This window comes from Rhodovulum strictum (assembly GCF_009649175.1).
GTDB lineage: Bacteria > Pseudomonadota > Alphaproteobacteria > Rhodobacterales > Rhodobacteraceae > Rhodovulum > Rhodovulum strictum.
Map to the genome: position 1 here is coordinate 13,285 of NZ_WJPO01000030.1, position 13,826 is coordinate 27,110.

Below are 13,826 nucleotides of genomic sequence, written 5' to 3' on the forward strand. Positions count from 1 at the left end.
ACGCAGTGCCAAGAGGCCCCCGGGACGCGACAAGTCTGCGGGTCACTCAAGCGATGCAAATCCGGCAAGGGAGGAATCCGCCATGCCCAACGTCCGTTTCTTCAGCGGCGAGACCGTGCCTCTCGAGATGCACAAGGTCCGCGTCGTCCAGAAGCTGAACCTGCCGCCGATCGAGGCGCGCCTGGCCGCCGCCACCGAGGCCGGCAACAACACGTTCCTGTTGCAGAACAAGGACGTGTTCATGGACATGCTGACCGATAGCGGCGTGAACGCGATGAGCGATCAGCAGGTTGCCGCGATGATGGTGGCCGATGACAGCTATGCGGGCTCGGCCACCTACACCCGGCTCGAGGCCAAGCTGCGCGATCTGTTCGGCATGCACTGGATCCTGCCCACCCACCAGGGCCGCGCCTGCGAGAACATCCTGGCGCAGGTGCTGGTCACGCCGGGCTCGATCGTGCCGATGAACTATCACTTCACCACCACCAAGGCGCATATCGTGCTGAACGGCGGTTCGGTCGAGGAAATCATCTGCGAAAAGGGCTTGCAGGTGACATCCTCGGAACCCTTCAAGGGCGACATGGATGTGGCCGCGCTGGAACGGCTGGTGGCAGAGCATGGCGCGGAAAAGATCGCCTTTGTCCGGATCGAGGCAGGCACCAACCTGATCGGCGGCCAGCCGGTCTCGCTGGCGAACATGGCCGAAGTGCGCGCGGTCTGCGACCGGCACGGGCTGACGCTGGTCTATGACGCCAGCCTGATGGCCGACAACCTCTACTTCCTCAAGCAGCGCGAGGACGCCTGCAAGGATCTGTCGATCCGCGAGATCACCCGCAGGATCGCCGATCTGTGCGACATCATCTATTTCTCGGCACGCAAGCTGGGCTGTGCCCGGGGCGGCGCGATCTGCATCCGCGACGAACAGATGTACCAGAAGATGCGCGGGCTGGTGCCGCTTTACGAAGGCTTCCTGACCTATGGCGGCATGTCGGTGCGCGAGATCGAGGCGCTGACCGTGGGCCTGGAAGAGACCATGGACGAGGACATGATCTCGCAGGGGCCGATCTTCATCGAATATATGGTCAACGAACTGGACCGCCGCGGCATCCCGGTCATCACGCCCGCGGGCGGGCTGGGCTGCCATATCGACGTCATGCGCTTCCTCGACCATGTGCCGCAGGCGCAATATTCCGCGGGCGCGCTGGCCTCGGCGCTTTACATCGTGTCGGGCATCCGCGGGATGGAACGCGGCACGCTGTCGGAACAGCGCAACCCCGACGGCACCGAGCCGCTGGCCAATATGGAACTGGTGCGTCTGGCGCTGCCGCGGCGGGTGTTCACGCTGTCCCAGGTGAAATACGCCATCGACCGGATCGACTGGCTTTACCAGAACCGCGCACTGGTCGGCGGGCTGAAATTCGTCGAGGAACCCGAGATCCTGCGCTTCTTCTACGGGCGTCTGGCGCCGGTGTCGGATTGGCAGGAAAAGCTGGTGGCGAAGTTCAAGGCCGATTTCGGCGACAGCCTCTGAGAGACCCATGCCCGCCGGGGGGCTCCCCCTCCCGGCGGGAAACCGTGGCCGCAGGGGCTGTCATCCCGGCCTCGCCGCAGACAAGGACGAAGGCCGGGGTGAAGACAGCGGGTGCATTCAGCGCGACAGTCTCGGGCAGGTCCGGGCACAGACGCAGCCGGTGCAGCGGGTTGACACGTTCAATCTAAAGATTGCAATATTCTAATATATGCCGCCGGAACCGGCATCGCGTCGCTTTGGGAGGAGCCGATGCTGGAGATCAGCTATACCGGCGCTGCGCTTGCGGGTGTCCTGTCCTTTCTGTCGCCCTGCATCCTGCCCATGGTGCCCTTCTACCTGTCCTACATGGCCGGGCTATCGGTCAAGGAACTGCGCGCGGGCGATACGATCGCGCCGGGTGCGCGCAACCGGCTGGTGCTTCAGGCTGTGCTGTTCGCGCTGGGCGTGACGACGATCTTTGTCCTGCTTGGTCTGGGGGCGACGGCGCTTGGGCGCGCGTTCCTGCAATGGCGCGAGCCGCTGTCCTGGGTGGCAGGCGGCGTGCTGGTCCTGTTCGGGCTGCATTTTCTTGGCGTCCTTCGCATCGGGCTTTTCTACCGAGAGGCGCGGGTACAGTCCGAGGCAAAGCCGACCACCATCCTCGGGGCCTATGTCATGGGCCTTGCCTTCGGGTTCGGCTGGACACCCTGCGTCGGCCCGGCCCTGGCCGCGATCCTGATGGTGGCAAGCGGGATGGGCGATCTGTGGCGCGGGGGAACGCTGCTTCTGGTCTATGGCCTTGCCATGACGCTGCCATTCGTCGTCGCGGCACTGTTCGCCGGGCCGTTCCTTGGCTGGGTCTCGCGCCATCGCGCGATGATGGGCCATGTGGAAAAGGCGATGGGCGCCATGCTGATCCTCTTTGGCGTGCTGATCGCCACCAATTCCGTCAACCTGATCGCCGACTGGATGATCCGCAACTTCGACTGGACCGCAACGCTTCAGTGATTTCCACGGGAGGACCGACCATGACTGCCATCCGCGCCCTTGCCACCGCCGCACTGGCGGTTGCTCTCTCGGTTTCGGCCTCGTTCGCGGTCGAGCTTGGCGATGACGGCCTGCACAAGCCCGGCTGGCTGCGCGAGACCTTCAAGGATCTGCGCGAGGATCTTGCCGAGGCAAATGCCGAAGGCAAGCGGCTGCTGATCACGGTCGAGCAGCGCGGCTGCATCTATTGCACGCAGATGCACGAGCAGGTCTTTACCGACCCCGCGATCGAACAGCTCATCCGCGACCATTTCTTTGTCGTCCAGATGAACCTTTTCGGCGATGTCGAGGTGACGGATTTCGACGGCACGGCGCTGCCCGAGAAACAGATGGCGGTGCGCTGGGGCGTGTTGTTCACGCCGACGCTGATCTTCCTGCCCGAGGAGGTGCCCGAGGGCGAAACGGTCGCGAAAGCGTCGGTCGCGATGATGCCCGGCGCCTTTGGAAAGGGCACCACCGAGGCGCTTCTGACCTGGGTCCGCGACCATGGCTACGAGAGCGGCGAGCATTTCCAGAAGTTTCTTGCCGACCGAATGAGGGCGGCCAACTGATTGAAAAAGAATAAAAAATATGAAACATAGAAATATTCACGAATGCTTATATTTGTGTTGCGTGCGGTGGTATGCTGACGCTATCCTGATTGCGGGAGAGATCAGGGAGGATTGCCATGACGCGAAAGATTGCGCTGGCCGCAGTGGCTTCGCTTGCCGCCACATGGGCCCTTGCCGCCGAGGTGGCGCCGACGGAAGTCATGTTCGAGGGTGGCGCCGTCGCCGCCTCGCTGACCGGCGTGCCGGGCGACCCCGAAGCGGGCGCCAAGGTGATGACCACCGCCTCGCTTGGCAATTGCGTGGCCTGCCACCTCATCGAGGCGATGCCGGCGGTGCAGTTCCCCGGCACGATCGCACCGGCCCTTGACGGGGCGGCGGACCGCTGGACCGAGGCAGAGCTTCGCGGCCTTCTGGTCAACGCAAAGATGACCTTCGACGCCACCTTCATGCCGGCCTTCTACAAGACCGAGGGCTTCATCCGCCCCGGCGATGGCTATACCGGCAAGGCCCCGGAGAGTGACCTGCCGCCGATCCTGAGTGCGCAGCAGATCGAGAACATTGTTGCCTATCTTCTGACGCTCAGGGATTGACGTCACAGACTTCGCGCAACCGGCGCAACCGACGAAAGGAGTTCGCCATGAAACTTTCAAGACGAGACGCCCTCTGGGTCGGGTTCGGCAGCCTTGCGGCGCTGGTGCCGAGCCTGGCGCTGGCCCGGACGACCGACGAGATGATCGCCGAGTTTTCGGGCGGCTCTGCTGTGGGCGAAGGCGGGATCACGCTGACCGCGCCCGAGATCGCCGAGAACGGCAACACCGTTCCCGTGTCGGTCGAGGCGCCCGGCGCGGTGGCGATCATGCTGCTGGCCGCAGGCAACCCCGAACCGGCGGTCGCCACCTTCACCTTCGGCCCGGCCGCGGGCCGGCAGATGGCCGCGACCCGGATCCGGCTTGCCTCGACGCAGGATGTCATCGCGCTCGCGAAGATGGCGGATGGCAGCATCGTGCGGGCGCAGGCCACGGTGAAAGTCACCATCGGCGGCTGCGGCGGCTGACACAGGGATCAGGAGAAAAGACATGGCAGACGATGCAAAACCCCGCGTCCGCGTCCCGAAGACCGCATCCGCGGGCGAGATCGTGACGATCAAGAGCCTGATCAGCCACAAGATGGAATCGGGCCAGCGCAAGAACGCCGACGGCACGCTTATCCCGCGCTCGATCATCAACAGGTTCACCTGCGATCTGAACGGCGTGAACGTGATCGACATCGCGATCGACCCCGCGGTTTCGACGAACCCCTATTTCGAGTTCGACGCCAGGGTGGATGCCTCCGGCACGTTCACCTTCACCTGGTACGACGACGACGGGTCGGTCTACACCGATACCGCCGAGATAACGGTCGGCTGAGTGCCGCGGATCGACAAGGGAGGAAGATCATGCGGAGCCACATCGCCACACTCGCCGCCTCGGCGGCCCTTGGCCTCGCCCTGACGGGCGCGGCCGTAGCAGACCCTGTCGAAGATTCGCTGACGGTCATCACGGAGGACGGCGAACTCGAGATCGTGACCAGGACCGCGGCGCCGGACCATCTGAAGGATGTCCTCCCGACGATCTATTCGGGCTGGCATTATCGCGAGGACGAGACCCGCGCGTTGCAACGCGACGATTTCGACAATCCCGGCATGGTCTTTGCCGACCGGGGCCACGACAACTGGAATGCCGAAATCGGTACCGGGGGCGAGTCCTGTGCAAGCTGCCACGGCGGCCCGGAAAGCATGAAGGGCCTGCGCGCGGTGACGCCGCGGGTCGATGCCAAGACCGGCAAGCTGATGATCATAGAGGACTACGTCAACGCCTGTGTCACCGAGCGCATGGGCCTCGAGGCGTGGGGCGTGACCGGCGACAAGATGAAGGACATGCTTGCCCTCATCTCGCTTCAGTCGCGGGGCGAGACGGTGAATGTGGCGATCGACGGTCCCGCCGCACCCTTCTGGGAGAAGGGCAAGGAGATGTACTATACGCGCTACGGCCAGCTCGAGATGTCCTGCGCCAACTGCCATGAGGACAATACCGGACAGATGATCCGGGCCGACCATCTGAGCCAGGGACAGATCAGCGGCATGCCGGTCTATCGCCTGAAGGATGCCGGCGTGGTTTCGGCGCAGCAGCGTTTCGTCGGCTGCGTCCGCGACACCCGGGCCGAGACCTTCAAGGCGGGATCGGACGAGTTCAAGGCGCTCGAACTCTATGTCGCGTCGCGCGGCAACGGCCTCTCGGTCGAGGGTCTGGGCGTCCGCCACTGACACCGAGGATTCCCGCGCCCGCCGCGGGGATCCCCGACCCATCAGACACAATTCGGATCCGGGGCAGCCTGCCTGACGCGGCCATCCGCGAACGCAGCAGGTTTGCCCGGCAGGCAAGGAGTTCCAGCATGATAACCCGACGCGAGTTCCTTCAGGCGTCGATGGCCGCATCGGCCATTCTGGGCGGGTCCGGATTCGGGAACTGGTCGAAACTCGCCGCGCAGCAGGCCCTGACGCAGGACCAGCTGTTGCAGTTCGACGATTTCGGCAATGTCACGCTGATCCATGTCACCGATATCCATGCCCAGCTCAAGCCGATCTGGTTCCGCGAGCCGGAATGGAACATCGGCGTGGGCGAGGCGAAGGGCAAGCCGCCGCATGTGGTGGGCCGGGCCTTTCAGGACATGTTCGGCATCGCGCCGGGCAGCCCCGAAGCCTATGCGCTGACCCATGAGGATTTCGAGGCGCTGGGCCGGGCCTATGGCCGGATGGGCGGAATGGATCGCGTGGCGACAGTGGTCAAGGCGATCCGCGCGGCGCGTCCCGATGCGCTGCTCCTCGATGGCGGCGACACCTGGCACGGCTCGATGACCTCGTTCCTGACAAAGGGTCAGGACATGGTCAACGTGATGAACCTGCTTGGCGTCGACGCCATGACCAGCCACTGGGAATGGACCTTCGGCACCGAGCGCGTGACCGAGATCGTCGAAAGCCTGCCGTTCCCCTTCCTCGGCGCGAACATCTTCGATGCCGAATGGGACGAGCCCGCCTTCGAGCCCTACAGCATCTTCGAGAAGGCCGGCACGCGCATCGCCGTGATCGGGCAGGCGTTCCCCTACATGCCGATCGCGAACCCGAAATGGATGTTCCCGGAATACTCCTTTGGCATCCGCGAAGAACGCATGCAGCAGATGGTGGACGAGGTGCGCGGCGAAGGCGTCGATCTTGTCGTCTGCCTGTCGCATAACGGTTTCGACGTGGACCGCAAGATGGTCTCGCGGGTGTCCGGCATCGACGTGATCCTGACCGGCCACACCCATGACGCCGTGCCCGAACCCGTGGTGATCGGCGACACGATCCTGATCGCCTCGGGTTCGAACGGCAAGTTCGTCTCCCGCGTGGATCTGGACGTGCGCGATGGCCGGATGATGGGCTTCCGCCACAAGCTGATCCCGGTCTTTTCCGACGTGATCGCGCCCGACCCGGAAATGGCCGCCCTGATCGACGCCGAGCGCGCGCCCTACAGGGACCAGCTTGAGGAAGTCATCGGCACGACCGAAAGCCTGCTTTACCGCCGCGGCAATTTCCAGGGAACCTGGGACGACCTGATCTGCGATGCGGTCCGGTCGGAACGCGACGCCCAGATCGCGATGAGCCCCGGTGTGCGCTGGGGCACCACGCTGATGCCGGGCGATCCGATCACCCGCGAGGACATCCACAACGTCACCTCGATGACCTATGGCCAGTGCTACCGCACCGAGATGACCGGCGAGATGCTGAAGACGATCCTAGAGGACGTGGCCGACAACCTGTTCAATCCCGACCCCTATTACCAGCAGGGCGGCGACATGGTGCGGGTGGGCGGGCTGGGCTTTGCCATCGACGTCTCGAAGCCGATCGGCGCGCGCATTTCCGGCCTGCATCTGACCGATACCGGCGAGGGCATCGACGCCGCGAAATCCTACACGGTCGCGGGCTGGGCCAGTGTGAACGAGGGCACCGAGGGACCGCAGATCTGGGACGTGGTCGAGGCGCATGTGCGCAAGCTCGGCACCGTCAGGCTTGCGCCCAATACCTCGGTCGACGTGTCCGGCACCTGACGAGACGATGACAGAAAAGGAGCGTTCGCCATGACAGACGAACCGATCAAGGGCGGTAGGACGGGCAGCACCCGCCGCGGGTTCCTGCGCCAGACCGCCGCGGCCGGGGCGGGCCTTGTCGCCGGGGCAGCGGCCGCGCGTGCCGACGGCCCCGATCCGCTCATCACCGAGGTTCAGGGCTGGGCGTCGAGCTTCGGCGATCCGGTCGATGCCGCGCCCTATGGCCTGCCGATCCATTTCGAAGACCATGTCGTGCGCCGCAATGTCGAGTGGCTGACCGAAAGCCCGGTCTCCTCGATCAACTTCACGCCGATCCACGCCCTTGAAGGCACGATCACGCCGCAGGGCTGCGCCTTTGAACGGCATCATTCGGGCGCCATCGAGCTGTCGAAATCCGAGTACCGGCTGATGATAAACGGCTTGGTCGAGACGCCGCTCGTCTTTACCTATGCCGATCTGGAACGGTTCCCGCGCCATGTGCTGACGGCGTTCTGCGAATGTGCGGCGAATGGCGGGATGGAGTGGGGCGGCGCCCAGCTTGAAGGCTGCCAGTTCACCCAGGGCATGATCCACAACATGGAATATACCGGCGTGATGCTCCGCGACCTTCTGAACGAGGCCGGGATCAAGCCCGAGGGCAAATGGGTCTATGCCGAGGGTGCGGACGCCTCGTCGAACGGGCGCTCGATGCCGCTGGAAAAGGCGCTGGATGACGTGATGGTTGCCTTCTACGCCAATGGCGAGGCGCTGCGGAAGGAACATGGCTACCCTGTGCGTCTTGTGGTGCCGGGTTTCGAGGGCAACATGTGGGTCAAGTGGCTGCGCCGGATCGCGGTCTACGATCAGGCGGTGGAAAGCCGCGAGGAAACCTCGAAATACACCGACCTGATGCCCGACGGGCGGGCGCGGAAATGGACCTGGGTGATGGATGCGAAATCCGTCATAACCGCGCCCAGCCCGCAGGCCCCCATCCGCCACGGCGCGGGCCCCCTTGTCATTACCGGGCTGGCCTGGTCGGGCCTTGGCAAGGTCGTGCGCGTCGATGTCTCGACCGATGGCGGCAACACCTGGCACGAGGCGCGGCTTTCGGGCGATGTGAAGCCCAAGGCGCTGACCCGGTTCCACTATGACATGACCTGGGACGGGCAGGAGATGTTCATCATGTCCCGCTGCATCGACGAGACCGGCTATGTCCAGCCGACCAAGCAGGCGCTCCGGGATATCCGCGGCCTGAACAACGTCTACCACAATAACGGGATTCAGGTCTGGTGGGTCAGGGCCGACGGGGAGGTGGAGAATGTCGAGATCGCGTAAGCTTCTGATCGGCACGGCCCTTGCCGCCTCGCTCGCCGCGCCTGCCCTAGCCGAAAGGCTCGGCCTTGGCCGACCGGCGCTGCCCGAGGAAATCGCGGCCTGGGATGTTGCCGTGCTGCCCGACGGGACCGGGCTGCCGGTGGGCTCGGGCGACGTGCTGACCGGCGAGGAAGTGTTCCTGGAGGTCTGTGCCACATGCCACGGCGAATTCGCCGAGGGGCTCGACAGCTGGCCGGTGCTTGCCGGTGGTCGCGGAACGCTGACCGACCCGCGCCCGGTCAAGACGGTCGGTTCCTACTGGCCCTACCTCTCGACGGTGTTCGATTACATCCACCGCTCGATGCCGTTCGGCGGTGCGCAGACCGTCTCGGTGGACGAAACCTATGCGATCACCGCTTTCCTGCTGTACTCGAACGGCATCGTCGAGGATGATTTCGTCCTGTCGAACGAGAATTTCACCGAGATCGTGATGCCCAACGTGGACGGCTTCTATCCCGACGACCGGGCCGAGACCGAGCATCCGCTGTTCAGCGCCGCGCCCTGCATGGAGAATTGCCGCACGGCAGCGCCCGAAATCACCAAGCGCGCCGTGGATCTGGGCGTGACCCCCACGGATCCCGACGGTCGGCCGGCCGGGACCATCCCGCCGCTCTAGCGCGCGGCGATCGGCGCCCCGGCCGGCGGGCGAACAGACACGCATCGGACCAATGCAAGTGGCATGGCGAACATGCCAGAAGACGAAAAACGCACGAACGCATGGGGAGGAGACCCAGATGACACTGAACAGACGCCACTTCCTCGGCACGTCGCTGGCCACCGCGACATTCCTGTCGGCACCGGCGGTGCTTGGCCAGGCAAAGCCTAGGGTTATCGTGATCGGCGGCGGCGCCGGTGGTGCAACGGCCGCGCGCTACATGGCCAAGGACAGCGAGGGGGCGCTTGACGTCACGCTGATCGAGGCAAACCCGATCTATACGACCTGCTTCTTCTCGAACCTCTATCTCGGCGGCTTCTACGATTTCGACAAGCTTCAGCACGGCTACGGCACCCTGTCCTCGGGTGGCGTGAACGTCATCCATGACCTCGCGACCGCCGTGGATGCCGCCGCCCGGACAGTCACGCTCGCAGGGGGGCAGACGCTGGATTATGACCGGCTCGTGCTGTCGCCCGGCATCGACTTCAAGGACGGGTCCGTGCCCGGCTGGAGTTTGGACCATGCCGAGATCATGCCACATGCCTACAAGGCCGGTCCGCAGACGCAGTTGCTGAAACGGATGGTCGAGGCGATGCCCGAGGGCGGCACCTTTGCGATGGTCGCGCCGCCCAACCCCTACCGTTGCCCGCCCGGGCCCTACGAGCGCGTCAGCATGATCGCGCATCTGCTGAAGGCGCGAAATCCCACCGCCAAGATCCTGATCCTGGACCCCAAGGAGAACTTCTCGAAGAAGGCGCTCTTCGAGGAAGGCTGGGGCAGGCATTATGACGGCATGGTGGAATGGATCGGCCCCGATTTCGGCGGCGGCAATGTCGAGGTCCGGCCCGACACGATGGAAGTGATCGTTGATGGCGAGGCCCAGAAGGTCGATGTCTGCAACGTCATCCCGGCGCAGAAGGCGGGCGTGATCGCAGCCGCAGCGGGTGTGACCGATGACACCGGCTGGGCGCCCGTCGATCCGTTCACGATGAAATCGCGGGCCGACGAAAACATCTGGGTGCTGGGCGACAGTTCGGCCCAGGGCGACATGCCCAAATCGGGGTTCTCGGCCAACAGCCAGGCCAAGGTCGCGGCCAATGCGATCCGGGGCGAACTGACCGGCAGCCGCGTGTTCCCGGCCAAGTATTCCAACACCTGCTGGTCGCTGATCGACACCGATGACGGGGTCAAGGTCGGTGCCTCCTACGAACCCACGGCCGAAAAGATCGCCAGCGTCGAGAGCTTCATCTCCCAGACCGGAGAGGACGCAGCCCTGCGCAAGGCGACCTACGAGGAATCGCTGGGCTGGTACGCCGGAATCACCGCCGACATGTTCGGCTGACCCTTCCTCCCCGACTGCGGGCGCTCTGTCCTCCCGTGGGGCGCCCGCATCCTTGCCCGCAGTCCGAGAGCGCCATGATCACCCGACGCACGCTTCTTTCCTCTGCCGCTGCCGCATTTGCCCTGCCCGCCATTCCGCGGCGCGTTTGGGCGTCCACGACGCTGGACCTTGGCGGCCTGCGGATCGACACCCTGTCAGACGGAAACCTCGTGCTGCCCGGCGACTTCATCCTTGGCGGCATGCCGCAAGAGGAAATGTCGGCCATCGTTGCAAGATACGGCCTGCCGACCGACACGCTCAGGCCGCCCTGCAATGTCACGCTTCTGCGCGACGGCAGCCATACGGTCCTGTTCGACGTGGGCGCCGGTCCCGATTTCCAGGACAGCGCGGGGCTGCTGCCCGAGGCGCTGGACAGTCTCGGGCTCGCGCCCGGGGATGTCACGCATGTCCTGTTCACCCATGCCCATCCCGACCATCTCTGGGGCCTGCTCGACGATTTCGACGAGCCGCTTTTCCCCAATGCCGCGCTGATGATCGGCCGCGCAGAATTCGACTACTGGATGGACCCTGCCACCCTGGACAGCATCGGCGAGGCACGCACGTCCTTTGCCGTGGGTGCGGCCCGGCGGCTGGAAGCCGTTGCCGACAACCTGCGGCTGCTCGAGGACGGCGAGGAGGCGCTTGCGGGTGTCGCAGCCCTGCTGACCCCGGGCCATACGCCGGGTCACATGGCTTATGAAATCCGCGCGGGCGCGGACAGCGTCATGGTCGTCGGCGATGCCATAGGCAACCACCATGTCGCGTTCGAGCGGCCCGACTGGGCGTCGGGATCGGACCAGGATCCCGCAACCGCCGCCGCGACGCGCAGCGCGCTGCTCGACCGTCTGGCGTCCGGGCAGACCCGCCTCGTCGGCTTTCACCTGCCCGGCGGCGGCATCGGCCGCGCCGAACGCACCGGATCCGGCTTTCGTTTCGTGGAGGAGGCATGATGCGCAAGGGTATTCTGCTGCTCCTGCTCGCCGCGGGTCCGGCCGCCGCCTCGGAGGATATCCCCGACAAGTACCCGCAATCGGTGCTCTACAACAAACCGGTCGAGGTGATCCCGCATGTCTGGTCCGCCATCGGGGCCACGGCGCCCCCGACCTACGAGAATGCAGGCCACAACAACAACCTGTCCTTCATCGTGACCGGCGACGGCGTGGTGGTCATCAATGGCGGTGCCTCGTGGAAGCTGGCAGAGGCGCTGCATGCAGAGATCCGGGCCGTCACCGACCAGCCGGTGAAGCTTCTCATCAACGAGAACGGACAGGGCCACTCGATGCTCGGCAATGGCTACTGGGCCGCGCAGGGCGTGCCGATCCTTGCCCATGAGGAGGCCGCCGCAGAGTTCGCCGACGGCGCGGGGCAGGATCTGGCCGCGCTCGAACGTTACGCACGCGAAAATGCCGAGGGCACCGTCATCGCCCTGCCGACCGAGACTTTCACCGACCGCAAGGTGATCGAGATGGGCGGCCTGACCATCGAAGTCCTGCATCTCGGCCCGGCCCATTCGCCGGGCGATACGCAGGTCTGGATCCCCGAATGGCGCATGATGATCGCGGGCGATATCGCCTTTCACGAACGGATGCCGCCGATCTTCGAAGGCACCTGCACCTCCTGCTGGATCGAGACCTGGGACACCGCCTTTGCGCCGCTGGAACCGACCTATGTGATCCCCGGTCATGGCCATCCGACCAACCTTGCGCAGGTGACCCGCTATACGCGCGACTACCTTCTCGACCTGCGCGCCAGGATCGGCGCGCATATCGAAGACGGAGGCGATCTTGCCGGTGCCTATTACGTCGACCAGTCGCAATGGGCGCATCTCGACACGTTCGAGGAACTGGCCACCAGGAACGCGGGTGTCGTCTTCGCCGAGATGGAGTTCGAGTAGGTGCCCGTGTTGCCCATGCGACGCCTCCGACCCGGCCCGACTTGTCAGATCATGCGACAGGGAACGGTTTCCTTGCGATTATCGCGGATCAATCCGGACAGGACCGCCGCGGGCATCCGGGGCGGCCTGACCTGGATCAAGGCAAGTCATGCGTGCAAGCAGCAAGTCTGTGATTGTTGAGGCCCGAATGGGAGCGAGAAGAGGATGAACCTGGAGCTTCTTCTCGACCATCTCGAAGAGGCTCATCTGGCGGCGCTGATCGGATTGCTGGCCGGTGCCGTGTTCGGCGTTGCCGCGCAAAGGTCGTCATTCTGCCTGAGGGCGGCGACGGTGGAATTCGCGCGCGGCAGCCTTGGCCCAAGGATGGCGATCTGGCTTCTTGCCTTCTCGACCGCCGTTGTCTGGGTGCAGGGCGCGCAAGAGCTGGGCCTTTTCCGCCCCGAGGAAGCGCGGATGATGGCCGTCACCGGGTCATGGTCGGGGGCGATTGCCGGGGGGCTGATGGTCGGCATCGGTATGGTGCTGGCGCGCGGCTGTCCGGGCCGGTTGCTTGTGCTGGCCGCGACGGGCAACCTGCGGTCGGTGATGTCGGGGCTGATCTTTGCGGTGGTCACGCAGATGAGCATCAGCGGGGTGCTGTCGCCGCTGCGCCAGTGGTTCGCCGGGCTCTGGGTCACGACGGGGGGACATAACGTCGATCTGGTCGCGGCGCTGGGGCTTCCGCATGTTGCCGGCCTGCTGTTCGGCATTGCAACGGCTGCGCTCGCGCTTGTCCTTGCGCGGCGCAACAGGATCGGGCCGCGGGCGCTTCTGTTCGCCTCGGCGGTCGGGTTCGCCGTCGCGCTGGGCTGGGTGCTGACCTACAGCCTTGCACAGATCGCCTTCGATCCCGTCACCGTCACCTCGATCACCTTCTCCGGCCCGTCGGCCAACACGCTGATGTTCTTTCTGGAACCGGCGCCCGCGGCGAGCTTCGACATCGGGCTTGTTCCGGGCGTCTTCATCGGGGCCTTCGCCGCGGCGGCACTTGCGCGGGAGCTGAAATTCCAGGGCTTCGAGGGCGAGGGGCAGATGCGCCGGTCGATGCTGGGTGCGGTCCTGATGGGCTTTGGCGCGATGCTTGCGGGCGGCTGCTCGATCGGTGCGGGCGTGACCGGGGGCTCGATCTTCGTGGCAACCGCCTGGCTTGCGCTTCTGTCCATGTGGATCGGCGGGATCGTCACCGATTTCCTCGTCGATCAGCCCGGCGCGCGCGCCCCGGCCTGACAGCGCGCCCGGCGATGCCTGCCGGGCGGCATCGGCCTTTCAAACCC

General features: G+C 65.1%; 14 protein-coding genes. All 14 read left to right on the forward strand.

Annotated elements, in window-relative coordinates; all coding sequences use genetic code 11:
* Positions 1-82 precede the first annotated feature (82 nt).
* The 14 genes from GH815_RS15605 to GH815_RS15670 all read left to right on the forward strand — a co-directional run bounded on the left by GH815_RS15605 (position 83) and on the right by GH815_RS15670 (position 13,779).
* Positions 83-1,531, forward strand: a complete 1,449-nt coding sequence (locus GH815_RS15605) for a tryptophanase (protein ID WP_153749687.1) — start codon at positions 83-85, stop codon at positions 1,529-1,531.
* A 249-nt stretch (positions 1,532-1,780) separates the two neighbouring features.
* Positions 1,781-2,518 (forward strand): cytochrome c biogenesis CcdA family protein, encoded by a 738-nt coding sequence (locus GH815_RS15610; RefSeq protein WP_153749688.1) that lies wholly within the window; start codon positions 1,781-1,783, stop codon positions 2,516-2,518.
* A gap of 20 nt (positions 2,519-2,538) precedes the next feature.
* A complete protein-coding gene (locus tag GH815_RS15615; protein ID WP_153749689.1) occupies positions 2,539-3,108 on the forward strand; it encodes a SoxW family protein in 570 nt (189 codons plus the stop codon).
* A gap of 116 nt (positions 3,109-3,224) precedes the next feature.
* A complete protein-coding gene (gene soxX, locus GH815_RS15620) occupies positions 3,225-3,698 on the forward strand; it encodes a sulfur oxidation c-type cytochrome SoxX (RefSeq protein ID WP_153749690.1) in 474 nt (157 codons plus the stop codon).
* A gap of 47 nt (positions 3,699-3,745) precedes the next feature.
* On the forward strand, positions 3,746-4,162 hold the full coding sequence (gene soxY / locus GH815_RS15625; protein WP_153749691.1) for a thiosulfate oxidation carrier protein SoxY: 417 nt from the start codon (positions 3,746-3,748) through the stop codon (positions 4,160-4,162).
* Positions 4,163-4,184: 22 nt separating this feature from the next.
* Positions 4,185-4,514 carry a thiosulfate oxidation carrier complex protein SoxZ gene (gene soxZ, locus GH815_RS15630; protein WP_153749692.1) on the forward strand — a complete coding sequence of 110 codons (330 nt, stop codon included), beginning with the start codon at positions 4,185-4,187 and terminating at the stop codon, positions 4,512-4,514.
* Between the two features lie 29 nt (positions 4,515-4,543).
* Positions 4,544-5,410, forward strand: a complete 867-nt coding sequence (soxA, locus tag GH815_RS15635; RefSeq protein ID WP_153749693.1) for a sulfur oxidation c-type cytochrome SoxA — start codon at positions 4,544-4,546, stop codon at positions 5,408-5,410.
* Between the two features lie 128 nt (positions 5,411-5,538).
* Positions 5,539-7,230 (forward strand): thiosulfohydrolase SoxB, encoded by a 1,692-nt coding sequence (gene soxB, locus GH815_RS15640; protein ID WP_153749694.1) that lies wholly within the window; start codon positions 5,539-5,541, stop codon positions 7,228-7,230.
* A 30-nt stretch (positions 7,231-7,260) separates the two neighbouring features.
* Positions 7,261-8,544, forward strand: a complete 1,284-nt coding sequence (gene soxC / locus GH815_RS15645) for a sulfite dehydrogenase (RefSeq protein ID WP_153749695.1) — start codon at positions 7,261-7,263, stop codon at positions 8,542-8,544.
* Positions 8,528-9,199: a c-type cytochrome gene (locus GH815_RS15650; protein ID WP_153749696.1), complete on the forward strand. Its 672-nt coding sequence runs from the start codon at positions 8,528-8,530 to the stop codon at positions 9,197-9,199. The genes soxC and GH815_RS15650 overlap by 17 nt, the downstream gene beginning before the upstream one ends.
* 118 nt (positions 9,200-9,317) lie before the next feature.
* Positions 9,318-10,580, forward strand: a complete 1,263-nt coding sequence (locus GH815_RS15655) for an NAD(P)/FAD-dependent oxidoreductase (protein ID WP_153749697.1) — start codon at positions 9,318-9,320, stop codon at positions 10,578-10,580.
* Positions 10,581-10,654: 74 nt separating this feature from the next.
* Positions 10,655-11,569 carry an MBL fold metallo-hydrolase gene (locus tag GH815_RS15660; protein WP_153749698.1) on the forward strand — a complete coding sequence of 305 codons (915 nt, stop codon included), beginning with the start codon at positions 10,655-10,657 and terminating at the stop codon, positions 11,567-11,569.
* A complete protein-coding gene (locus GH815_RS15665; protein WP_153749699.1) occupies positions 11,569-12,513 on the forward strand; it encodes an MBL fold metallo-hydrolase in 945 nt (314 codons plus the stop codon). Before GH815_RS15660 ends, GH815_RS15665 begins: the two co-directional genes overlap by 1 nt.
* Positions 12,514-12,717: 204 nt before the next feature.
* Entirely contained in the window at positions 12,718-13,779 is a 1,062-nt protein-coding gene (locus tag GH815_RS15670) for a YeeE/YedE family protein (protein WP_153749700.1), read from the forward strand.
* The last annotated feature ends 47 nt before the right edge of the window (positions 13,780-13,826 follow it).